Source organism: uncultured Muriicola sp., assembly GCF_947258935.1.
Classification (GTDB): domain Bacteria; phylum Bacteroidota; class Bacteroidia; order Flavobacteriales; family Flavobacteriaceae; genus Muriicola.
The window spans coordinates 16,073-38,465 of sequence record NZ_CAMYKH010000027.1; the positions used below are offsets into that span (position 1 = coordinate 16,073).

22 protein-coding genes and 2 tRNA genes are annotated in these 22,393 nt (G+C 40.9%); 12 read left to right on the plus strand and 12 right to left on the minus strand.

The features are described from left to right. Together Q0X72_RS06610 and Q0X72_RS06615 are read right to left on the minus strand one after the other, a co-directional pair. A partial coding sequence (locus Q0X72_RS06610; RefSeq protein WP_297763145.1) for a FecR family protein occupies positions 1-823 on the minus strand: 823 nt, incomplete at its 3' end. A gap of 50 nt (positions 824-873) precedes the next feature. Then, positions 874-1,395 (minus strand): sigma-70 family RNA polymerase sigma factor, encoded by a 522-nt coding sequence (locus Q0X72_RS06615; protein ID WP_297763148.1) that lies wholly within the window; start codon positions 1,393-1,395, stop codon positions 874-876. Between the two features lie 125 nt (positions 1,396-1,520). Between Q0X72_RS06615 and Q0X72_RS06620 the strand changes: the two genes are divergently transcribed. From Q0X72_RS06620 to Q0X72_RS06630, 3 genes are all read left to right on the plus strand, one after another. Further along, on the plus strand, positions 1,521-2,585 hold the full coding sequence (locus tag Q0X72_RS06620; RefSeq protein ID WP_297763151.1) for a hypothetical protein: 1,065 nt from the start codon (positions 1,521-1,523) through the stop codon (positions 2,583-2,585). Positions 2,586-2,682: 97 nt separating this feature from the next. After that, positions 2,683-3,159 (plus strand): hypothetical protein, encoded by a 477-nt coding sequence (locus Q0X72_RS06625; protein ID WP_297763154.1) that lies wholly within the window; start codon positions 2,683-2,685, stop codon positions 3,157-3,159. A gap of 339 nt (positions 3,160-3,498) precedes the next feature. Further along, entirely contained in the window at positions 3,499-4,212 is a 714-nt protein-coding gene (locus tag Q0X72_RS06630) for a DUF4382 domain-containing protein (protein ID WP_297763157.1), read from the plus strand. A 76-nt stretch (positions 4,213-4,288) separates the two neighbouring features. On the opposite strand, the gene Q0X72_RS06635 is transcribed toward Q0X72_RS06630, so the two are convergent. The 5 genes from Q0X72_RS06635 to folE form a co-directional block, all read right to left on the minus strand. After that, complete coding sequence (locus Q0X72_RS06635; protein ID WP_297763160.1) at positions 4,289-4,780, minus strand: DUF192 domain-containing protein; 492 nt, start codon at positions 4,778-4,780, stop codon at positions 4,289-4,291. 23 nt (positions 4,781-4,803) lie between these two features. Beyond that, complete coding sequence (gene lgt / locus Q0X72_RS06640; protein ID WP_297763163.1) at positions 4,804-5,760, minus strand: prolipoprotein diacylglyceryl transferase; 957 nt, start codon at positions 5,758-5,760, stop codon at positions 4,804-4,806. 109 nt (positions 5,761-5,869) lie between these two features. Then, entirely contained in the window at positions 5,870-6,091 is a 222-nt protein-coding gene (gene yidD / locus Q0X72_RS06645; RefSeq protein ID WP_297763167.1) for a membrane protein insertion efficiency factor YidD, read from the minus strand. Beyond that, the gene (cysS, locus tag Q0X72_RS06650; protein ID WP_297763168.1) at positions 6,088-7,569 is read right to left on the minus strand and encodes a cysteine--tRNA ligase; all 1,482 of its coding nucleotides are present in this window, start codon (positions 7,567-7,569) and stop codon (positions 6,088-6,090) included. Before cysS ends, yidD begins: the two co-directional genes overlap by 4 nt. A gap of 16 nt (positions 7,570-7,585) precedes the next feature. Then, the gene (folE, locus tag Q0X72_RS06655) at positions 7,586-8,266 is read right to left on the minus strand and encodes a GTP cyclohydrolase I FolE (RefSeq protein ID WP_297763171.1); all 681 of its coding nucleotides are present in this window, start codon (positions 8,264-8,266) and stop codon (positions 7,586-7,588) included. Positions 8,267-8,407: 141 nt separating this feature from the next. Here folE and Q0X72_RS06660 point away from each other — a divergent pair, with 141 nt between their 5' ends. Continuing rightward, positions 8,408-10,213, plus strand: coding sequence for a T9SS type B sorting domain-containing protein (locus Q0X72_RS06660; protein WP_297763172.1), 1,806 nt, complete (start codon positions 8,408-8,410; stop codon positions 10,211-10,213). A gap of 128 nt (positions 10,214-10,341) precedes the next feature. Next, positions 10,342-11,754 carry a T9SS type B sorting domain-containing protein gene (locus Q0X72_RS06665; protein WP_297763174.1) on the plus strand — a complete coding sequence of 471 codons (1,413 nt, stop codon included), beginning with the start codon at positions 10,342-10,344 and terminating at the stop codon, positions 11,752-11,754. Between the two features lie 48 nt (positions 11,755-11,802). Here Q0X72_RS06665 and Q0X72_RS13920 read toward each other — a convergent pair whose 3' ends face one another. The 3 genes from Q0X72_RS13920 to Q0X72_RS06675 are packed head-to-tail and all read right to left on the minus strand — an operon-like array spanning position 11,803 to position 14,716. After that, a complete protein-coding gene (locus Q0X72_RS13920; RefSeq protein WP_367180424.1) occupies positions 11,803-12,669 on the minus strand; it encodes an OmpP1/FadL family transporter in 867 nt (288 codons plus the stop codon). Then, positions 12,602-13,270, minus strand: coding sequence for a UPF0164 family protein (locus Q0X72_RS13925; RefSeq protein WP_367180425.1), 669 nt, complete (start codon positions 13,268-13,270; stop codon positions 12,602-12,604). The genes Q0X72_RS13920 and Q0X72_RS13925 overlap by 68 nt, the downstream gene beginning before the upstream one ends. Before the next feature lie 36 nt (positions 13,271-13,306). Continuing rightward, complete coding sequence (locus tag Q0X72_RS06675) at positions 13,307-14,716, minus strand: hypothetical protein (RefSeq protein ID WP_297763177.1); 1,410 nt, start codon at positions 14,714-14,716, stop codon at positions 13,307-13,309. Positions 14,717-14,811: 95 nt separating this feature from the next. Here Q0X72_RS06675 and proS point away from each other — a divergent pair, with 95 nt between their 5' ends. The 4 genes from proS (at position 14,812) to rpsT (ending at position 16,864) form a co-directional block, all read left to right on the plus strand. After that, the gene (proS, locus tag Q0X72_RS06680) at positions 14,812-16,287 is read left to right on the plus strand and encodes a proline--tRNA ligase (RefSeq protein ID WP_297763180.1); all 1,476 of its coding nucleotides are present in this window, start codon (positions 14,812-14,814) and stop codon (positions 16,285-16,287) included. Positions 16,288-16,369: 82 nt separating this feature from the next. After that, a tRNA-Glu gene (locus Q0X72_RS06685) sits at positions 16,370-16,441 on the plus strand. Positions 16,442-16,491: 50 nt separating this feature from the next. Beyond that, positions 16,492-16,563 (plus strand) — tRNA-Glu (locus tag Q0X72_RS06690). Positions 16,564-16,612: 49 nt separating this feature from the next. Further along, the gene (gene rpsT, locus Q0X72_RS06695) at positions 16,613-16,864 is read left to right on the plus strand and encodes a 30S ribosomal protein S20 (protein ID WP_297763182.1); all 252 of its coding nucleotides are present in this window, start codon (positions 16,613-16,615) and stop codon (positions 16,862-16,864) included. Positions 16,865-16,994: 130 nt separating this feature from the next. Here the strand turns inward: rpsT and rho are convergent, their stop codons facing one another. Then, positions 16,995-18,629 carry a transcription termination factor Rho gene (gene rho / locus Q0X72_RS06700; protein WP_297763185.1) on the minus strand — a complete coding sequence of 545 codons (1,635 nt, stop codon included), beginning with the start codon at positions 18,627-18,629 and terminating at the stop codon, positions 16,995-16,997. Positions 18,630-18,817: 188 nt separating this feature from the next. On the opposite strand from rho, the gene Q0X72_RS06705 reads away from it, so the two are divergent. Further along, positions 18,818-19,228, plus strand: coding sequence for a DUF4293 domain-containing protein (locus Q0X72_RS06705; protein WP_297763188.1), 411 nt, complete (start codon positions 18,818-18,820; stop codon positions 19,226-19,228). A gap of 102 nt (positions 19,229-19,330) precedes the next feature. On the opposite strand, the gene Q0X72_RS06710 is transcribed toward Q0X72_RS06705, so the two are convergent. After that, positions 19,331-19,834, minus strand: coding sequence for a metallophosphoesterase family protein (locus tag Q0X72_RS06710; protein WP_297763190.1), 504 nt, complete (start codon positions 19,832-19,834; stop codon positions 19,331-19,333). Between the two features lie 40 nt (positions 19,835-19,874). On the opposite strand from Q0X72_RS06710, the gene truA reads away from it, so the two are divergent. Together truA and Q0X72_RS06720 are read left to right on the plus strand one after the other, a co-directional pair. After that, on the plus strand, positions 19,875-20,627 hold the full coding sequence (gene truA, locus Q0X72_RS06715; protein WP_297763192.1) for a tRNA pseudouridine(38-40) synthase TruA: 753 nt from the start codon (positions 19,875-19,877) through the stop codon (positions 20,625-20,627). Next, complete coding sequence (locus Q0X72_RS06720; RefSeq protein ID WP_297763194.1) at positions 20,620-22,386, plus strand: ABC transporter ATP-binding protein; 1,767 nt, start codon at positions 20,620-20,622, stop codon at positions 22,384-22,386. Before truA ends, Q0X72_RS06720 begins: the two co-directional genes overlap by 8 nt. Positions 22,387-22,393 lie beyond the last annotated feature (7 nt).

Genomic DNA, 22,393 nt, shown 5'->3' on the forward strand with positions numbered 1-22,393 from the left:
CCAAATTGTCATGTTCGAATCCTCCAGTAAAAAGAGTCTCCTTTTGTCCCTTGATTTCATATTTGACCTGTATCTTGAAGTGCCGTTCCAGTTCTTTTAGTACTTCCTCAAAAGGCTCCCGTTCAAAAGAACTGACGTTCTTGGTCCAGGACGGTAATTCCTCTTGCGTTCTTAGTAGCCGGATTTTGCCCTTGCGCAAGAACAGTTGGTCACCCACTTCGAGGATTTCCGAGACTCCTCCCACATCTACACGCACCTTTCCTTCAAAACATGCAACCTCTAGGGTGGTTTCTCTTTGTTTTACATTAAACTCGGTACCTAAGACAGTAATAGTTCCTTCCGATGTTACTACCTCAAAAACCGACCCATTGGCCACATCAAAAAAGGCTTCTCCAAAGAGTTTTATTAGACGTTTGTTATCCCATTCCTTTTTAACATAACTTATCTCGGAAGCGGCATTCAAATTAACGGTGGAGGCATCGGGTAATACAATAGTTATTTTTTCACCTACCGCCGTTTCAATAGTCGTAGCTGCATTCAAGAAGAACATGAAATACACCGAAATACCAATAACAAGCACACTGGCAATCTTTGCATACCATGGGATCTGCCGTACAATAGAACGGTTCGTTTTCTTTTTGGGAAGTTTCTGCTGAAGTAGTTTGTAATCGGTTGCAGAGGAAAACGAGCTAGCTTTAAAATGGGCCGCATCCTCCACAATAGTTTTAAACAAGGTATAGTCATCCAATTCTTGAAACGCAGAAGTTTCTTCCTCAGATAAGGTGCCATTCAGCCATTTTTTTAACAAGTACTCTTTTTCCATTAGGAGACTATCTACCTATATAACAACTAAGACTTCGTTTTTCCTGAAATTTAAATTTTAAAATTTTCTAATTCTGTTTTTAACAGGGTAAAAGCAGAGTATATGCGATACTCTACCACCTTCCTGGTAACTCCTAGCATCTCTGCTATTTCCTGGTGTTTCTTACCCTCTACCTTATTCAGCATAAAGGCTACCCGTTGTTCCTCAGAAAGTTTGGAAAGTGCTTTTTGGTACTTTAATAAGTACTGTTCTTTTTCCATTAAAAATTCGGGATTTTCATTGGTGTGCCCTTTAGGTTTCTCCTGCTTGTAACGCAAGACAACTTTTTGGTGTTTAAAATCATTGAACACCATATTATTCGCAACAGTATATAAAAAGCCCCGGGCTTTGCTCAGCACAACCTTCTTACAATTTTCCCATAATTTAATAAAGGCTTCCTGGGTCTTGTCATTGGGGCTGCATTGTTCGCCATATTTGTAATACAAATAATCATTCAATTCCTGAGCGTATTTATTGTATACACTTTTAAAAATATCTTCCTTACAGATATCGTTGTACAGTTCTTTAGCCAATGATTAATATTTACAGTTAAAAGTATACATAAATGTTTTTACAATTTTTTTCAGGAGAAAACAGGTTTCAGTTGTTTTATTAGTAAACAGTATAATTAAAATTTTAGTATGCTATGCAAAACACGATGAAATTCATTACCGTATTAATGCTTGCTTCTTTATCCCTTATCTCATGTAGAAAGGAAGAAGCAATTTTGATTGAAGGTCCCGCGAGTGAAACTCTCAAGGCCAATTCCACAGTGGCTAATTTATTACTAAGAACCGCCATGAATGATGGTTCTAACGATAATATTGTAGATAACGCCAATTGTTTTTCCCTGGGATTTCCCTTTACAGTTTTCGTTAATGGATGGGAGATTACTGTAACTTCAGAAGAGGATCTGGATACCGTAGAGGATATCTTAGATGAATTTGATGATGACGAGGATACGATTGAGATCGAATTTCCTATAATTATAGTTTTAAGTGATTTCAGTGAGCAGGAAATCAATTCCATAGAGGAATTTGAAGATTTTGCCGATGATTGTGAGGGAGAGAACGAATATGATGATGATATAGAATGCCTGGACCTTGAATACCCCATAACTGCTTCTGTATTCAACTCAAACAATGAATTGATCGATACGATCACCTTCACTACAGATGAGGAATTATACAACTTCCTTGACGATCTGGAGGATGAAGACATCGTTAACATCAATTTTCCTATAACAGTGATCCTTGCGGATGGTACTGAGGTTTCTATCCCTAATTTGGATGCGTTGGAGGAAATAATTGATGAAGTAAAAGATGATTGTGATGAGGATGACGATTATGACTATAATGACGATGATTGCGATAACTGTAGTACCGAAGGACTTTCCGATTTTATTACGGCTTGTGAAGGATGGTATGTAAAAGATCTGGAACGGAATGATATGGATCTCACGGACCAATATGTAGGCTATACATTTACCTTTTCGGCCGACGGCTCCATTACGGCTGAAACCGCTACTGAAAGCTTTACCGGAACATGGGAAAGTAGTGGTTCCGGGAACAATATCTCTGTAATAATAAGCATACCTGACCTTTCAGATTTCAATGCAAACTGGATGTTACATGAGTTGGAACAGGAAGGAAATGAGCGACAAGTAGATCTGCGCATGGAAAATGATGATGAGTTAGAATTTAGAAGTAACTGCAATCCATAATCTAAATAATATTAAGAAGGGAATCCATGATTTTTTAACCGGGAATCCGGATTCTCTTCAAAACTGTACACTAATTATAATTAAATAAATTACTAAGATGAAAAATACAATCGTTACTTTAACATTACTTCTAGTTGGGTTAGTTGCAACTTCCTGTTCATCAGATAACAATGATGATACAATGCAAGATCCGTCAGTTTCAATACAAGTCGTTACAGACCTGGCGGTTTCCGGATCCTGGATTATAACTAGTTTTATAGATTCCGGAACGGACGAGACGAATGACTTTACCGGATACACATTTACCTTTAATGCAGATGGCAGCCTGGTAGCCGATAACGGAAGTACTACCGTAACAGGAAATTGGTCAGTTACCAGCGATGATAGCTCAGACGATGATGATTACAACAGCAACGATGATATAGATTTTAATATCTTTTTTTCGGCCCCACCGAATTTCGAGGAATTGTCAGACGACTGGGATATCGTATCACGGTCCTCCACACGTATCGAGCTTATCGACATCAGCGGGGGAGACGGCAGTACGGATACCTTGACTTTTGAGAAGAGTTAAATAATGCTATGGATTAGAATGGTTACAGGCATCGAATTCGATTGCCCCTCAACAAAAGAACGATGTTTGTAAAAAACTGCCCCCATTGTGGGGCAGTTTTAGTTTAGAATACTTTCTTAAAATCTTATAAGACTTCATAGCATCGGCTGATAATAAATTGGTTTATAATTCGTTCTGTTAGAGACATATTCACCTTGCAGTTTATCGAATATTCAATTAAATAATTACTTTCTATCAGGAATTCTTCAAGCAAGGTTGTTTTATATATGTAATCGAAAACTTCAACGTTTCAATTATTTATTTTCTTTAAATCTTTTTTATTAACCTATAGTAAAAATTATGAAATCATTAAAAAAATTGTGTTTGTTTGCCACTGCAATAGTGATGTTTAGTTGTTCCAACGATTCTGGCGAGGGAAAAATTCAACTTAAGTTATCTGCTGTAAATAACACTGGAAATACCGGCAAGTCTATTATGCCAACAAGCAAGGGGAATGAAAATGTTATTTTCACCGATTTTAAAATTTCTATCCGCGATGTTGTTTTTAAAAATGATGATGATCCTAACAGTAATTTGGATACCGATGAAATCCAATTTCGAGGTCCTTATCAGGTAGATTTGTTAAATGGTTCGGACGCCCTTACCCAAACCATAGGTACAGCTTTTGTGCCAGACGGGCTTTACAAGGAGTTGAGATTCAAATTTCACAAAGATGAAGATTTACCGGTTACAGACGAACTATTCGATAAATCTATATTTATTGAAGGGACCATAGATGGTACGCCATTTGTTTTCTGGCATGATACGAGTGAAAATCTTGACGTAGGTCGTAGTACAGGAGTGCAGGTAATCGATGGAACAGTTAATTTTACGGTAACCTTTGACATCTCACAATTCTTAAATTCCTTTAACGAAATAGATTTGAGTTTAGCGACAGATAATAACCAGGATGGCGTAATAGAAATCTATCCTAATGATGAAGACGGAAATCAGGATATTGCTGATAAATTAAAAGAGAACATAAAGGCAACTGCCGATATTATTGATAATTAAAAGTTGGTTTCAAAAAATAGCAAACCCTATAGAAATGGTATTCTATTCTATAGGGTTTTTTTATGCCCTTAATTTGCTATGATTTTTGAAAAGTGATCCGGTCCCCTGTATTAATTCCCCATACATCACTAAGCCCTGCTTTCACCTCCAGAACGTATTTAACCGGTACCTGTGATGGTAAGCTCGATTCATCTAAAGGTTGCGCATTTTTAATAATACTGGCCACCTTTAATTGCTCGTCTATATAAATAATATCCAAGGGAAATTTGGTATTCTTCATATAGAAGGAGTGGTAGGCTATTTCCGGAAAAATAAACAACATCCCCTGCCCATCTTCCATGGAATTACGGTACATCAACCCAGTTTGAGTTTCGTATGCTGTTTCTGCGATCTCAATATCTAATTGGATCAAGAGTGAATCCGTTTCCTGCTTATATACGCTGAGACTTCCTTCTTTTGTAAAGGTAATGGGAGCCGTGGTGACTATCTTTTTTGAGGCTTCCTTACACGATATAAAGCCCAGGCATAATGAAAGACACAAGCCTGTAAATAAGATTATTCTCTTCATAATAAGGGATCTAAAGCTGTGTTTTAGGCCTTTTGAGGTTTAAACATAAAATAGAATCCTACCAGTATAAACGGTATACTTAACCATTGGCCTGTTGATAACATACCCAATGATTCTTCGAAGCCACCCTGACTCTTTTTCACATACTCTACAAAGAATCTGATGGTCCATAGCAGGACCAGAAAAAGGCCAAACAGATAGCCGGGCTGGTTCTTTTTATCGGTTTTCCAATACAAAAAATACAGGATCAGGAACACAAAAATATAGCAAACACCTTCATATAATTGAGCAGGATGCCTGTAGGGAATAGCCTCCAGGTACTCTTTAAATGCTGGTTTGTTTTCTAGCGCCTTATAGGCGGCGTTAACGGTACTTTCCTTGGTAATACGCAATGCGGCTGATGCTGGCATATCATCCGAATCCCTGACAAATCTTGTAGCAAAAAGAAATGCTTTATCAACGATCTTCCCATTGATCTCTGAATTAAAAAAATTACCCAGGCGTACGCAAAAAGCACCTATGGCAACGGGGATCACCACTCTGTCCAGGGTCCATAACATCTTAAAACCCTTATGTTTTCTGGTATACAGATACATGCCAATAATGATTCCAATGGCAGCTCCATGGCTTGCCAAGCCTGTAAAACCTGTAAATTCATATCCGTTGATAAATCCCAACAAGGTACTGCCGGCTCGTTCCCGTATTGGGAGTAATATTTCAAGTATATGGTTGGAATAGTAGGCCCAGTCATAGAAAAATACATGCCCCAGGCGTGCACCCAACATGGTAGCTACTACAGTATAAATAAACAGGGAGTCGAGATCTTCAACGGTCTTCTTTTCATTAAGGAATATTCGTTTCATAATAAACCAGCCCAAGGCAAAGGCTATGATCCAAAGTAAGTTGTAATACTTGATCTGAAGAAATCCTATTTTAAACAAAGTGTCTGTCGGATTCCAGGTAATTCCTAATAAATACATAAAGGTGTTTTTTGCGCGACTAAGATACATAAATAGATAGAGAGGAAAAGCCCATTGGGAAACCTATTCTATCAATATATCTTTAAAAAATAGAAAGTTAAATTAGATGTTAAGGAACAGGATCGTAGCCACTGCCTCCCCAGGGATGACAACTAAAAATACGTTTTAATGCGAGCCATCCTCCTTTGAATACCCCATGTTTTTTTAGGGCTTCCAGGGTGTATTGAGAACAGGTAGGGGAGTATCTGCAGGTAGAAGGGGTATAGGGTGAGATGAGCAGCTGATAGGCTCTTACCAGAAATACAAATGGAGCTATCAGAATTTTTTTCATGAAATGCTAAAGGTAGTTCCTTCTTTTCCATCTTTTAATTGGATACCCATGGCAGCCAATTCATCCCTTATTTTATCGGAAGTTGCAAAATCTTTACCGGCTCGGGCCTCATTCCGCATCTGTATCAATAAGGATACTACACCGGTAAGCTTGTCCGATATGGTATTTGCCTGATCTTGTGATTCCAAGCCCAGTACCTCAAAAACAAAATTGTGCATACTTTTAGTAAGTAGCTCATGATCATACCCCGAAATATGTTCTTTGCCTTCTTTTACGAGGTTGATGTATTTCACCCCTTCAAAAAGTGTGGCAATTAAAATGGGCGTATTGAAATCATCATTCATGGCATCATAACAACGCTGTTGCCAGGCTTTGATATCTATGGTAGAGGAAGCACTTTTTTCCAGTCCATCCAATACTTTTAACGCCTCCATGAGCCTGAAATATCCTTTTTCTGATGCCAGCAGGGCTTCATCACTTAGGTCCAGAATACTGGTATAGTGAGCCTGCATCATAAAGAATCGTACAACGGAAGGGGAAAAAGGTTTACTGAGAACGTTGTTCTCACCGGAGAAGATCTCATTGGGCAGTATATTATTTCCGGTAGACTTGGCCATTTTTTTTCCATTCATGGTAAGCATATTGGCATGAAGCCAATAGTTCACCGGGCTATGACCATAAGAAGCTTCAGACTGGGCGATCTCACATTCGTGATGCGGGAACTTAAGGTCCATTCCACCTCCGTGAATATCAAAAGTTTCTCCCAGATATTTTGTACTCATGGCTGTACACTCCAGATGCCAACCTGGAAATCCATCACTCCAGGGGGATGGCCACCGCATTATATGCTGTGGTTCCGCCTTCTTCCAGAGAGCAAAATCCTGAGGGTTTTGTTTTTCATCTTGCGCGGTCAATTCACGGGTATTGGAAATCATATCTTCCAACTTACGACCGCTCAATTTGCCGTATTCATACTTCTCGTTGAATTTTTTAACGTTGAAGTAGACGGAACCATTGATCTCATAAGCGTATCCTTTCTCAAGAATGTCTTTGATGATCTCTATCTGTTCAATGATATGGCCGGTAGCTGTAGGTTCAATGCTGGGGGAAAGAAAATTGAATTTTTGCAGGATATTATGAAAGTCTACGGTGTAGCGTTGTACCACTTCCATTGGTTCTATCTGCTCTAGCCGGGCTTTTTGCGCTATCTTGTCTTCTCCATCATCAGCATCATCAACTAAATGTCCTGCATCGGTAATATTCCGCACGTAACGTACCTTGTATTCCAGATGTTTCAGATAGCGAAAGATCATGTCGAAAGACATGAAAGTGCGGCAGTTTCCCAAATGCACATTGCTATACACGGTAGGGCCACAAACATACATTCCTACGTGTCCTTCATTGATAGGTTTAAAGACCTCTTTTTTTCCGGAGAGTGAATTGTAAACTTTGAGAATTTGGTTCTTGTAGAGGGCCATTAGGGTTTAAGATCGCTTAAAAACTAGTTTCCATATTAATGTATTCCAAAAATTCCTTTCGAACGCCTTCTTCTTTAAAACGCCCACCGTATTCTGCGGTAACAGTGCTGCTATCCACATCTCGAATTCCTCTGGAATTTACACATAGATGTTTGGCATCTATCACGCAGGCAACGTCCTCAGTTCCCAGAACCTTTTGTAGCTCACGTACGATCTGAATATTCATTCTTTCCTGTACCTGTGGCCTTTTTGCAAAATAATCTACAATTCGGTTCATTTTGGAAAGTCCAACGACGGTTCCTTTGGAAATATAAGCAATATGGGCTTTACCTACTATGGGAAGCATATGGTGTTCACAGGTAGAGTACACCGTAATGTTCTTTTCTACCAGCATTTCTCCATACTTGTACTTATTCTTAAAGGTGGAGGATTTGGGTTTTTTATCAGGATGCAATCCGTTAAAGATCTCATTGACATACATCTTCGCCACCCGCTTTGGGGTTCCGTTGAGGCTGTCATCATCCAGATCAAGACCAAGGGTAAGCATAATGTCGCGAACGCTCTCTTCAATTCGCTCAATTTTCTCTTCATTGGTCAAGACAAAGGCATCCGGTCTCATGGGGGTGTCCTCGGCTGAAGATACATGATCGTCCCCTAATGCCTCAAAATGTTCATTCAAAGTACTCTTTATTTTCATTTCCTACTCGCTTAAACAAAGGGCAAAGATATACATAAAATGGCACTTTACGTGCCGTTTGGGGCCATACACAACATAAATTAGTGTTAAGGAAGCTGGTCGTGTATTTTTAACTTTTAACATGTTAAGGTGTACGATCTGATGAGAATACCTGTTGGTTTTCTATGCTTATTTATGATGTTGGCCCTCTCCGGAGTTTCAGCTCAGGTGGCAGATGATTGCCTTAATGCCATTCCTATTTGCAGTAATACGCCTGTGAACGGAGGTACATCGGGGTATGGTATAGACGACTTCAACAATGCACCCAACAGTGGATGTCTGGAACCTACTATCACCGGTTACATAGAATCTAATTCGGCCTGGTATCGCTTTAGGACAGGAGCTACGGGAGAACTTGGGTTTAACATTGGCTTTGATTCTTCTGAGGATTGGGATTTTGCTTTATACAAAGCTTCAGATTGTGCTGCACTAGGTGATCCTATCCGTTGTAACTTTTTTGACAATGGTGATGAGGATACTTATATGGGTGTAGGGGAAGACCCTACGGGAAATGCTACCAATGTACAATACGAAGATTGGATACAAGTGGCCCCCGGGGAGGATTATTATCTCCTGATCAACAATTTTAGCAATAGCAATTCTGGTTTTTCAATTCAATTTTCCGGACAGATCTTTGTAACGAATCCTAATGATGCACTCGACTGTTCCATTGTGAATAATTTACTGGGCGCCCCTATTGCCGCTTGCGATAATGAAACCATAATTTTAGATGCAACTACCACAGGTGCTCTGGGATATACCTGGTATAGTGATACCGGCAGTGGATTTCAGGTGTTAGTGGGAGAAACCGCAGCAACATTATCTTTGACTACCTCCGCTATGTACAGAGTACAGGTAGCCATGCCAGCACCACCTAATATAATCAGCGAAGTGCAGGTAGCGTTTTCAATAGCACCTACTACTGATCCTGTTATGGATGAGGCCGTATGTGTTGAAAGCGGTATTTATGATCTCACTCAAAAAGATCTGGAAGCGCTGGGTGTACAGGACCCGGCAACTCACGTAGTTAGCTATCACTCCAGCCTGGCTGATGCTACTAATGGCATTAATGCCCTGCCCAAACAATATTCAGTGTCCTCGGGGACCGAAGTTATTTATGTGCGTGTCTCAAGTCTTGAGAATCCCAGATGTTTTGATGCATCAGAACAGTTCTCCCTTGAAGGCGTCATTACACCAGATCTAACTTTCGATGACGCGATCTTTATTTGTGAAAACACCACCGGAGAGCCCATTGGTGAGTTTTTTCCTAATGCGCAATACACCTATGTTTGGGATTCAGGTGAAACAACACCAAGCATACTGGTTACTCAGGCAGGACAATATACATTGACAGTTACCAATACTACCTCAGGACTGAATTGTACGGCAAGCAGGACCGTAAATGTAGTAGTATCCGAAGTTCCGGTTATTTCTGAGGTGCTAATAAACGACATACAGACTATTAATACTATAGAGATCGTAAACGAGGTGGTCGGCAATTTCGAATATCAGCTAGACGTGGGTCCTTTTCAACCATCTTCTGTATTTACAGAGGTGAGTCCGGGTATGCATACGGTAACCATCAATGACTTAAATGGTTGCGGAAGTGTGTCTGAAACTATCATTGTGGTGGGCTTTTCAACCTTTTTTACACCTAATGGTGATGGAACAAACGATTTCTGGCACGTTATAGGTATCGAAACCCTTCAAGAACCTGTAGTTCAGATTTATGATCGGTTTGGAAAATTATTGATCGTAATGGAGGAAGATTATCTGGGATGGGATGGTACTTACAATGGCTCGCCGGTACCTGCCTCTGACTACTGGTTTAAAGTGTCCTATCTGGATACTAATGATCAGCGGGTTGAGGCCAAATACATCAATAATCACTTTTCTCTTATAAGATAAATAGCTCATTTACGAATCCGGGAATCCGTTCATCGATTAACGGTCAAAAAAAGGGGTGTAGTTATACTAAAACCAATGCCAACCAGTTATACATACTGTTTAACAGTCTATTGATGGCCCCAAACCCTATGCAGAAATACCTGTGCTTTACAGCTATATTGTTCTTTTGGATGATAGGCATATACGCCCAGAACTCTCCGGATTGTAGAAGTGCCATTCCAGTTTGTGCAGATGCTCCTATTATGTCCTTTGCCGATGGAGGGGGAGATATTGATGATTTTGATCCGGATGTGATCCGTGAATCTGGTTGTCTTGAAAAGGGTAGTGTGAGTTCGGCCAACATAGAAAATAATACTTCATGGTACGTATTTCGTGCCGGTACCCGTGGGGAAATAGGATTTGATATTGAAGCCTTACCCGGAACTAGTGGCAGTGTAACTGCTGAATGGGATTTTGCCTTGTACGGTCCCGATGTGGATTGCGGCAGTATCAGTAATGGCTCAGCACAACCTATTCGATGTAATTATGAAGTAAACGATACAGATTTTACAGGTATAGGGGTAAATCCTGAAAATGGCCAGGTAGGGGCTCCTAATTTAACCGGGAGTCAGAATACTTATGATGAATGGCTTATCGTGGAGGAAGGGGAGATATATTACCTGCTGATCAATAATTTCAATACTAATTTTGATGGCGATCCCGAACCATTTTCACTGACCTTTACTGGGTATTCTGTGGATCAGGACCAAAATACTGCACTCGATTGTACCCTGAGAGATGAATTTCTCGGTTTAGATATAGTAGCTTGTGAAGGCGACCCAGATATTGTACTTACTGCGCTGAATTCCCCTGCCGGACCAGATATTGCGAATGTAACCTGGAGTGTGGATTACGAAGATGATGGTGTTGTAGATGCTGTGCTGGCATCCGGTCCTGCTGCAACGGAGTTAACGGTAACAAGTCCTAATTCTGGCCGCTACTTTGTAGAGATCCTAACAACCCTGGCTACCACCATCACAGATGATATTCTTATTACCTTCTACGGGATCCCGGTCTTAGATGAGGTCATCATTCTGGACGACCTGTCGGATAGTAACAATGTAGAAATTGTGGTTCTTGGGAATGGTAGTTACGAATACGCTATCAATGGAGGTGATTTTCAGGATTCACCAATCTTTTACGATATTCCTCCGGGAGAAAATACGGTGATCATTAATGATAAGAACGGTTGTGGTTTTACAGATCCTATCCCATTTTTGGTGGTAGGCTATCCAAAATTTTTCACTCCTAATGGAGATGGGATACACGATGCATGGAATATCCTGGGTATTGAGACCTTAACAGATCCTGTGGTCTTTATTTTTGATCGCTATGGTAAATTGATCAAGCAATTAGATGAAACTACCATTGGTTGGGATGGCACCTTTAATGGGAGGCCAATGCCTTCCTCTGATTATTGGTTCCGATTAGACTATGCCAGGGATGAACAAGGCATCGTAGTGGCCAATACCATTCGCACCCATTTCTCACTAAAACGATAATAAAAAAGCCGGTATATAAACCGGCTTTTGAATTGATCTATCTATCCCTTATAAGTTAAGGGTATACCCAAGGATTATATTTGTATTGGTATTATTCACAAGCGCGGTGCTTGGAAAACCGGTGGAAAACAATTGCTGACGAGCACTTTGCTCTGAACGACTATAGGCCAGATCGAGTCTGCTTCCTCCAAAATTAACTCCTATACCAAGAGAAATGGCTTCCAGGTCCCCTATAGTTACACCGTCCTGATAAGGGCTTCCCTCGAAGCGATATCCGCCTCTTAGGCTTACATTATCTAGCCTGTATTCTCCTCCGATTCTAAAAGTGTCTACTCCACCAAGCTGAGAGGCAATAAAGCTGTTCTCATCATTAAAACTGGGATCTGAAGTAGGACGTAATTCAGCCTCAGACATATCCTGATACCCGTAGTCAAAGCTCAAGAGACCTTGAGGTCCGAAGATGATAGCTAAACTTGCGTTCACCTTCCCCGGTGTTTTAATACGGTATACATCAAACAGGTTTACTACATTAAAATCTATAAATCCGATCTCAGAGTCTGCCAGATCCGAATTGATACGCTGTGAGGTATCATCTAATAGTCGGTACCAGGTAGGAGATTGATAACTTCCACCCACACGAACATTCTCATTTAATTTAGCAATGGCTCCCAGGTTAAAGGAAAATCCGGAACCTTCGGTACGCAGGTAATTGTCAAAATTTACAAACTGTATCTCCGAATTTGCATCATAGCCGCCTTCGGTGAACTCCGTATACTGATCGAATAAAACATTGTGAAAGTTAAGAGAAGCTCCTAAGTATAGATTCTGTTGGTATTGCCCTGCAAAATTAAGGGTAAGTTTGCTGTTGTACCCATTGGTTCTTTGGAAATACTCCTTTGTTATTGTCATTTTCATCTACTGGGTCAATAATGCCGCCATAATAGCCTAAAAAGGCCTGTTGTTCCCTAAAACCAAGATTGCTTCCAATGTCCAGGTATGCTTCCTCTATAAACTCTCCGTCCTGGACCAAAAGCGGACCAAAAGGAACGCCTTGTGCAAAATTGAGAAAGTAATTATCTATGCCCTGATCACTATTGCCATTGGTAAATATTTCATTATCATAATTCTGGACCATATCATAATTTACGGCCAGGGCTACTTTTTGCCATGGGGAACTGGCATTTCTACTATTAAAAACGAAAACGCCCCCAACCTGATTGAGATCGAATGAATTACGCTCTTCTGTGGACAGGGTTCCGAAATACGAAGATTCATTGTTCTGATGATAATTTGCCCCTGTAATTGTAAAAAGGCTATTGGCAAAGACGGCCGATCCTGCCGGATTGATATTTAGAGCAGACATATCGCCTCCCAGAGCTCCAAAAGCACCGCCCATTCCTTGGAATCGGGCTGTTCCCTGAAGGTTTTCACGACTGTATCTTAAAACGTCGTCTATGTTCTGGGCAGATACGGCCAGACATGACAGTCCTACGATGAAAGTTATAATTCTTTTCATTTTCCTACGATTTTAATGTTGAATGTAAAGGGATTTTTAATTATTTCTTCCCCGGCTTCCACCTGAGGATCTTCCTCCAGATGACCTTCCGCTAGATGACCTGCTGCCACCAGAACTTCTTACGTTTCCTGAACTCCTGGAACTACCCGAAGAACTCCTTACGCTTCCTGAACTTCTGGAACTTCTTGAGCTTCCAGAACTTCTTACGTTGCCTGAGCTTCTTGAACTGCCCGAACTCCTTACGTTTCCTGAACTTCTATAACTTCTTGTTGCCGATGAAGATCTGGAATACCCTGATGATCTCGGGGTATTAGATCGGTAATTTCGGCTCGCGGCAGATGAGCGCACTGCATTACCAGTATTTCTTCTATAGGTATTTGAACGGGTCGCTGGCGATGAATTGCCATAAGATCTGTTCTGTATTGCACTTCTGTTATAATTTGGATTTGTACGTGTACTTCTGCTAGAACGATAACTCCTGTTTCTGTTAATGGCATCTGCACTCACACTACGCCTGGCAGTGGTGCCATTTCTGTAAGAAGAAGAACTGCGAGCACTGTTCCTTGAAGAAATATTAGATCTTCCACTATTGTTTCGTAAACGAGTACTGGTGCTTCTGGGTGTTCCCACATTAGATCTTCCTCTTAGCGAATTTGATGCTAGAGAATTTCTGTTATAATAGCCCCTTCGGGAATTGTTGTAGCCGTAATTATTATAACCACGTCCATATCTATTGTATCCGTAATAAGGGTTTCCATAATAGCCTCCCCAGCCATAGTTGTTCCAACCCCATCCGTAATTCCAGGCAAAGGCTCCGCCCCATCCCCAGTTATTCCAGCCAAAGCCGCCCCATCCCCAGTTATTCCAACCAAAGCCTCCATAGCCCCAGTTGTTCCAGCCAAAGCCGCCCCAGCCCCAGTTGTTCCATCGGTTCCATCTCCATGGATTATTCCAGCCGCCGTAGCCCCAGAAAGGATCTGCCCAGCCCCAGTTGTTATAACCCCAGTTGTCATTAATATTGATAATTACACTGGTTGGATTTTCACCCCATCCGGCATTGCCGGCATAAGTGTTGTTTTGATCAAAATAATTTGTATCTCCTTCAAAGTCTAGGCTGTCATTCTCTACCCCGCTGTAGTAATCATCAACGTCTGTAAAGATCTCATTATCCATGATTTGGTCTATTTCCTGAGCTTTCTGACCAAAATATTCCCCATATACCCCATCATCGTTGATCTTTTGAGTTTGCTGAACAGCTCTTTGGTTGTTTTGCTGAACAGTTCTTTGGTTCCTGTATACCGTTGGTTGTTCTACGCCGGAAGCATACACACCATCATTATCGTAGTAAGAAGCTTGTTGATACGAACCGCAGGAGACCACTATTGTGGCTAGTACTCCCAAGGTTATCATTTTCATGGTTTTTGGGTGGGGGAAGGATTGTATCATGAGAATAAATTTATATTGTTGAACATATTAAAAATAGTTAGTTTTGCTCAACTATTCTTGACATAAGTTGCAAGTTTTGTGCCAAAGTACACTAGATGGGAAAAAATTTAACGACGCGAACTGAGGATTATTCTAAATGGTATAACGAGCTGGTTGTAAAAGCAGACTTGGCCGAAAACTCAGGTGTTAGGGGCTGTATGGTCATCAAACCTTATGGCTATGCTATCTGGGAGAAGATACAAGCCGGTTTAGACAAGATGTTTAAGGAAACTGGCCATGAAAACGCTTATTTTCCCATATTTATCCCTAAATCTTATTTCAGTAAGGAAGCCAGCCATGTAGAAGGTTTTGCCAAGGAATGTGCAGTTGTTACCCATTACCGATTAAAGAATGCAGAGGATGGGAGCGGTATTATTGTAGATCCTGAGGCCAAATTGGAAGAAGAGCTAATTGTTAGGCCCACTTCCGAAACCATCATCTGGGATACCTACCGAAGATGGATACAATCTTACAGAGATCTTCCACTACTTATAAATCAATGGGCGAATGTAGTGCGCTGGGAGATGCGAACCCGACTGTTCTTACGAACCTCAGAATTTCTATGGCAGGAAGGTCATACGGCACATGCTACAGAGCAAGAGGCCATTGATGAAGCTGAACTGATCTTGAATATTTATGCTGATTTTGCAGAAAATCACATGGCCGTTCCGGTGATCAAAGGAACCAAGACAGAAAGTGAACGTTTTGCAGGGGCATTAGAAACTTATTGTATTGAGGCACTCATGCAAGATGGAAAAGCATTACAGGCAGGTACCTCTCATTTTCTGGGGCAGAACTTTGCCAAGGCCTTTGATGTGAAATTTGCCACAAAGGAGGGCAAACAAGAATATGTATGGGCAACTTCATGGGGTGTATCTACCCGTTTAATGGGAGCTCTGATTATGACCCATAGCGACGACAATGGCCTGGTGCTGCCACCAAAATTAGCGCCAATACAGGTAGTAGTAGTTCCTATTTATAAAGGAATGGATCAATTAGAAGCCATTTCTGAAAAAGTAAACCCTCTGGTAAAGAAATTAAGGGCAAAGGGCATAACAGTGAAATACGATGACCGTGACACCCATAAACCTGGTTTTAAGTTCAATGAGTATGAATTGAAAGGGGTTCCTGTCCGTATTGCTATTGGGCAACGCGATCTGCAGAACGATACCTTTGAAGTAGCCCGCCGGGATACATTGGAGAAAGAAACGATACCCTCTGAGGATGCGGCAAGCCACATTGAGCATTTGCTTCAGGACATTCAGGAAAATATTTTTAACAGGGCTCACAGCTACCGGGAAGAGCATATTACCAAGGTAGATTCTTATGAGGAATTTAAACAACTCTTAGATACCAAAGGGGGCTTTTACTCTGCCCATTGGGATGGAAGCTCTGCCACGGAAGAAAAGATCAAACAAGAGACCAAAGCAACAATTCGTTGTATCCCAATAGACAGCCCAATGGAAGAAGGTGTATGCATGGTAACAGGCAAACCTTCACAACAAAGAGTGCTGTTTGCTAAAGCCTATTAACGAGCATTTTAAAAAATAATGGGTGGGAGTTGTGGTAGTAAAAAATAATTGTATTTTTGCATCCGCAATTGTACAAACCTTTGGCCCGTTCGTCTAGGGGTTAGGACGCCAGGTTTTCATCCTGGTAACAGGGGTTCGATTCCCCTACGGGCTACGGAACATTCGGTGTCCTTTGTAAGAAGTATAGTTGAATGTAATTTTTTTGGCCCGTTCGTCTAGGGGTTAGGACGCCAGGTTTTCATCCTGGTAACAGGGGTTCGATTCCCCTACGGGCTACAGGTAAGCTGTAGATTAAAGCAGTTATTAAAACATAATTAAAAGAAAGATGGCAAATCACAAGTCGGCATTAAAGAGAATAAGAAGGAACGAACAGGTGCGTTTACGTAACAGGTATCAGCACAAAACCACTCGTAATGTTATCAAGAAATTACGAAGTGAAACTAACAAAAAGAAAGCATCTGCTTTATTGCCATCTGTGGTCAGTATGATAGATAAGTTGGCAAAACGCAATATTATCCATGACAACAAAGCTGCGAACCTCAAAAGCAAGCTTATGAAAATGGTTGCAGCGATATAATTATATCTTTTAAAATTTAAAAGGAACCCGGCCCTAAGGCCGGGTTTTTTTGTTTCTGTTCTTGCGGATGGAATAAAAAAAATCCCGTGATACTTTCGTACCCCGGGATTCTTATATGATAACGTCTTTCCTATTGACTCATGGTCATTAAGAACTCTTTATTATTCTTAGTCTGCTTAATTTTCTGTTCCATGAATTCCATGGCTTCAATTGGGTTCATATCTGCCAGGTATTTACGCATAACCCACATTCTTTGAATGGTATTTTCATCCAATAACAAATCATCTCGTCTGGTAGAGGATGAAATAAGGTCGATCGCAGGGAAGATCCTTCTGTTACTGATCCTTCTGTCTAGTTGTAGTTCCATATTACCGGTTCCTTTAAATTCCTCAAAGATTACCTCATCCATTTTAGATCCGGTTTCTGTAAGGGCGGTAGCAATAATTGTAAGCGAACCTCCTTTTTCAATATTTCGTGCTGCACCAAAGAATCTTTTGGGTTTATGCAAGGCGTTGGCATCAACACCACCACTTAATACCTTTCCTGAGGGAGGTTGTACCGTATTATAAGCTCTGGCAAGTCTGGTTATAGAATCTAATAAGATCACAACATCATGACCACATTCAACAAGGCGTTTTGCTTTTTCTAGGACTATATTGGCCACTCTCACGTGTTCTGTGGCTTCCTTATCAAAGGTAGAGGCTACTACCTCACCTTGCACATTACGCTGCATATCTGTGACCTCTTCGGGCCGTTCATCTATTAGCAGGACGATCTGATAAACTTCCGGATGATTGGCTGCTATAGCATTGGCAACATCCTTCAACAACATGGTCTTACCCGTTTTTGGTTGGGAAACGATCATACCTCGTTGTCCTTTCCCAATAGGGGAGAACAGATCTATGATACGGGTTGAGATATTGCTTTGACGTTCGGCCAAATTAAATTTTTCTGTTGGAAATAGTGGTGTAAGGTGCTCAAATGCAACCCGGTCTCTTACCACCTGAGGATCTTGTCCGTTGATCTTATTCACTTTGATCAGCGGGAAATATTTTTCACCTTCTTTCGGCGGCCGTACATTTCCAAGAACCGTATCTCCTGTCTTTAATCCAAATAAGCGGATCTGAGATTGAGAAACATAAATATCATCTGGGGAGGAAAGATAATTATAGTCCGAAGACCTTAAGAATCCATAACCATCCTGCATGATATCCAGGACTCCCTCACTCTCAATGATACTGTCGAATTCGTATTCCGGTTGTTTGTATTTGTTCTTGAGATCCTTGTCGTAATTGCTCGACTTTTTATCTTGCCCATTATTCTGATGGGTGGGCTTATTGGAGCGTGGTCCTTTATTTTGATTTCCGGAATGTTCTTTCTTGGGATGTTCCTTTTTAATGTGTTCTTTTTTAGGATGCTCCTTTTTAAGTTGTTCTTTAGTAGCTTCTATAGTGGAAGCTTCTCCTTTAGGCTCTCTTCTTTGATGAGAGGCCTTGGAGTCTTTTGATTCTGAGTCAGCATCTTTCTTGGGTCTGGGTCTGGGTCGTGGCTTGGGAACATGCTTTTTAGGGCGTTCTGCAGTTGCAGTGTTTTCAACAACCCCTGCAGTCTCCTTTACGATAGTAGGATTGCTGGCTTGCAGATCTAGTATTTGATAAACCAGATCTAATTTCTTTTGGGTTTTGTACTTAGGTACTTTTAAATTTTCGGCGATCTTCTGAAGCTCAGGAAGCTTCATTGCCTTTAAATCAGAAATCTCAAACATTGAGTATTGAATAAGTTATACGTAGTTAAAATTCGAAGTATTTGTCACTTGGATATTATATGGGAATGAGATCCCAGTCGGTAAGTGCTATCTTAGATAACGTTACAAAATTACAAATTATTTTCAATATTTCGTGGTAAAATCTTAAAAAGACCGTTATTTTTGCAGCGCGAACAAGCAATTGTGCAATGATTCAACGTATTCAATCCATTTATCTGCTGTTAGTTGTCCTCCTGGGGGCACTGCTACCATTTTGGTTAGTGCTATGGGTAGATGCTGCTGGTGCTGTTGTTTTTGCTAAAAATGAATTAGCGGTTTCACTGGCCTTTTATGGGTCGGCTGTATTGGCAGCCTTGGCTATTTTCCGGTTCAAAGACCGAAAGAGCCAATTTGTGCTAAACCGGTTAAATATGATACTTAATCTTTTTTTACTAGGATTTTTCGTTTACCGATCGCTAAACTTATCCGGAGAGGCCTTGGTCTCGGAGAAGGGTATTGGGATGCTGATTCCTGTATTTTCTATCGTTTTTTTGGTCCTGGCCAACAGGGCTATCAAGAAGGATGAAGATCTCGTAAAATCTGTTGATCGCTTACGTTAAACCTAACATCTTAGTAGTATTAGTGCGTGAAACCCCGGTAGCCATACCGGGGTTTTTTGTTCTATAATATGAACCATTACCCTCAGAAGAAGATCAATTGGCTCAAAGAGCTGCACGTTTTCCCAACTCTATTACTTCCAGGTTTTTTATGTCTTTCCCATCAATTTCAAAACGCAACATGGTTCTCATCTGATGAAAGCCTTGTTTACCGCAGGCACCTGGATTCATATGCAGTAAATTCAGCTTTTTGTCCCACATCACCTTTAAAATATGAGAATGTCCACTAATAAAAAGGTTGGGGGAATCTTCTTGTATGCTCTTTTTTACTTTTGGACTATATCTGTTTGGATACCCTCCAATATGCGTGATCCAAACATCTACCTCTTCGCATAGAAATCTTTGGTGTAAGGGAAATTCCTGTTGTAGCAGTCCGTTGTCTATATTTCCATGCACTGCCTTAAAAGGCTTAAGTGCCGCCAGCTTGTCGGCAACCTCAAAGGTTCCAATATCTCCGGCATGCCATATTTCATCTGCTTGTTTCGCATATTTAAGAATGGGTTCATCCAAATATCCATGGGTATCAGAGAGGAGTAAGATTTTGGTCATTTAGGGGTATCTTTGCAGAAAACAAAAATAAGACTTCGCATTGAGATATTTTGTTGAATTTTCATATGATGGCAAAGCATACCATGGATGGCAACGGCAACCCAACGCCACAAGTGTTCAACATACCCTGGAAGAGGCTATGACCACCCAACTCAGAACGCCTGTTCAATTGGCAGGTGCAGGCCGCACAGATACCGGAGTACATGCCAGGCAAATGTATGCACATTTTGATATGGACTTGCCTTTAGAGACTGAAGAACAGGTACATCGTTTAAATGCGTTTCTTCCTGAAGATATAGCAATCCAAAATATCTTTCAGGTCAATGATAAGGCTCACGCCCGCTTCGATGCCCTGGAGCGCACTTATGAATATTGGGTATTACAATACAAAGACCCTTTTTACCGGGACTGGGCACATTACGTGCATCTCCCATTAGATGTGGAGGCCATGAACAAAGCAGCATCATTACTTCTGGATCATACAAATTTTGAGTGCTTTTCAAAATCTAAAACCGATGTAAAGACCTATTTATGTCAACTAAAGAAGGCACAGTGGACCGTAGATCAGGGTAAACTTGTGTTTACAATTACAGCCGATAGATTCTTGCGCAATATGGTAAGGGCCATTGTGGGTACGCTTCTGGATGTAGGCCTTGGGAAGACCACAGTAGAGAATGTTAATAGTATTATAAAAAGCAAAGACAGGGGGGAAGCCGGTGTTTCGGTGCCCGCAAAAGGATTATATTTGACGAAGATTACGTACCCTAAGACCCTTTTTGATCTTAATGGATAAAGAAACAGGCAAAGCATTTGATTATAAACTATTTAAGAGGTTAATTGCCCAGACAAGACCCTATCGCCTTACCTTTTATGGGGTTGCCCTGGCAGCAATACTTCTAACCTTTTTCGCTGTACTCACTCCCTACATTTTAAGGATCATCATTGATGATGCCATCAACAAAAGGGATATGGATGCCTTGTTTTGGTTTTCTCTGGCCATGTTGGGTGTGTTGTTTGGGCAGGTGATATTTCAATTACTCTTTAATTACTTTGCCAATTGGTTGGGTGAATCTGTCATTAAGGATATACGGATCTTGCTTTTCAAAAGGATGATGGGCTTTAGGATGAAGTATTTTGATAACTCATCTATTGGGCTCCTAGTAACAAGGGCCGTTGCCGATATGCAAAGGATCGGTGAGATCTTTAGCCAGGGATTTTTTATGATCGTTTCAGATCTTTTAAAAATGGTAGCCGCCGCCAGTATTATGCTCTTTATGAACTGGAAACTAGCGCTAATGGTCTTTGCCATCCTTCCGATAATTCTATATGCCACCCGCTTGTTTCAAAAAGCTATGAAAGTCGCCTTTATTGAAGTAAGGGCTCAGGTCTCTAATTTAAATTCTTTTGTACAGGAGCGTCTTACCGGGATGAAGATCGTGCAACTATTCACGCGCGAAAAAATAGAAAGTGAAAAATTCAGAGGTATTAATGAAAAACATCAGAATGCCTGGTTGAAAACGGTATGGTACAACTCCTTTTTCTTCCCGGTCGCGGAAATCGTAACCTCCATAGCAGTAGGATTGGTAGTATGGTATGGCGGACTTCAGAACATTGCCAATATAAATGTAGATATTGCCGGGACCATTTTTGCTTTTATCCTTTATATAGAGATGCTTTTCAGACCCTTGCGGCAGATAGCAGATAAGTTTAATACACTGCAAATGGGTATGGTAGCAGCCAACCGGGTCTTTAAAATATTGGATACAGACAGCAGAATTGAGGATAATGGTACCCAGGAGAAACAACATGTTAGCGGCCATATTCAATTTGAAAATGTGCGTTTTGGCTACCTGGAAGACGAAGAGGTCCTACATGGTATTTCATTTGAGGTTCAGGCGGGTGAAACAGTGGCAATCGTTGGGGCAACAGGTGCCGGTAAGTCGACTATCATAAATCTTCTGAACAGATTCTACGAAATAAATTCTGGAACCATCAAGGTAGATGGTATTGAGATCAAGGATTACACTTTGTCTTCCCTTCGAAAGAACATCGCTATTGTCCTGCAGGATGTCTTCCTTTTTGCAGATACCATCGCCAATAATATTACCCTGAAAGACACTGATATTTCCGTTGCTACAATAGAAGAGGCGGCCAAGAGAATTGGAGTACACGAATTTATAAATACATTGCCTGGTGGATACACCTATAATGTAAAAGAACGGGGAACCATGCTCTCAAGCGGGCAGCGGCAACTGATCGCCTTTTTACGGGCCTTTGTCACCAATCCAAGTATTTTGATCTTAGATGAAGCTACTTCCTCTGTAGATACCTATACCGAAAAACTTATCCAGAAGGCTACAGATAAGATCACCGAGGGTCGTACTTCCATCATCATCGCACATCGTCTCGCTACCATTAAGAAGGCGGACAAGATCATTGTCATGGATTCCGGACAAATCGTGGAAACGGGTACCCACAAGGAACTGCTCAAAAAAGGTGGCTACTACAGTAATTTATACGAAGCGCAGTTTTTGGCGCAAGAGGTGGCGTAGAAATTAC

Bases quoted from the DNA above. Each gene is read 5' to 3' on its own strand.
- Q0X72_RS06620 (WP_297763151.1), top strand. From the start codon at position 1,521: ATGAAATTCATTACCGTATTAATGCTTGCTTCTTTATCCCTTATCTCA.
- Q0X72_RS06625 (WP_297763154.1), top strand. From the start codon at position 2,683: ATGAAAAATACAATCGTTACTTTAACATTACTTCTAGTTGGGTTAGTT.
- Q0X72_RS06630 (WP_297763157.1), top strand. From the start codon at position 3,499: ATGAAATCATTAAAAAAATTGTGTTTGTTTGCCACTGCAATAGTGATG.
- Q0X72_RS06635 (WP_297763160.1), bottom strand. From the start codon at position 4,780: ATGAAGAGAATAATCTTATTTACAGGCTTGTGTCTTTCATTATGCCTG.
- lgt (WP_297763163.1), bottom strand. From the start codon at position 5,760: ATGTATTTATTAGGAATTACCTGGAATCCGACAGACACTTTGTTTAAA.
- yidD (WP_297763167.1), bottom strand. From the start codon at position 6,091: ATGAAAAAAATTCTGATAGCTCCATTTGTATTTCTGGTAAGAGCCTAT.
- cysS (WP_297763168.1), bottom strand. From the start codon at position 7,569: ATGGCCCTCTACAAGAACCAAATTCTCAAAGTTTACAATTCACTCTCC.
- folE (WP_297763171.1), bottom strand. From the start codon at position 8,266: ATGAAAATAAAGAGTACTTTGAATGAACATTTTGAGGCATTAGGGGAC.
- Q0X72_RS06660 (WP_297763172.1), top strand. From the start codon at position 8,408: ATGAGAATACCTGTTGGTTTTCTATGCTTATTTATGATGTTGGCCCTC.
- Q0X72_RS06665 (WP_297763174.1), top strand. From the start codon at position 10,342: ATGCAGAAATACCTGTGCTTTACAGCTATATTGTTCTTTTGGATGATA.
- Q0X72_RS13920 (WP_367180424.1), bottom strand. From the start codon at position 12,669: ATGAAAATGACAATAACAAAGGAGTATTTCCAAAGAACCAATGGGTAC.
- Q0X72_RS13925 (WP_367180425.1), bottom strand. From the start codon at position 13,270: ATGAAAAGAATTATAACTTTCATCGTAGGACTGTCATGTCTGGCCGTA.
- Q0X72_RS06675 (WP_297763177.1), bottom strand. From the start codon at position 14,716: ATGATACAATCCTTCCCCCACCCAAAAACCATGAAAATGATAACCTTG.
- proS (WP_297763180.1), top strand. From the start codon at position 14,812: ATGGGAAAAAATTTAACGACGCGAACTGAGGATTATTCTAAATGGTAT.
- rpsT (WP_297763182.1), top strand. From the start codon at position 16,613: ATGGCAAATCACAAGTCGGCATTAAAGAGAATAAGAAGGAACGAACAG.
- rho (WP_297763185.1), bottom strand. From the start codon at position 18,629: ATGTTTGAGATTTCTGATTTAAAGGCAATGAAGCTTCCTGAGCTTCAG.
- Q0X72_RS06705 (WP_297763188.1), top strand. From the start codon at position 18,818: ATGATTCAACGTATTCAATCCATTTATCTGCTGTTAGTTGTCCTCCTG.
- Q0X72_RS06710 (WP_297763190.1), bottom strand. From the start codon at position 19,834: ATGACCAAAATCTTACTCCTCTCTGATACCCATGGATATTTGGATGAA.
- Q0X72_RS06720 (WP_297763194.1), top strand. From the start codon at position 20,620: ATGGATAAAGAAACAGGCAAAGCATTTGATTATAAACTATTTAAGAGG.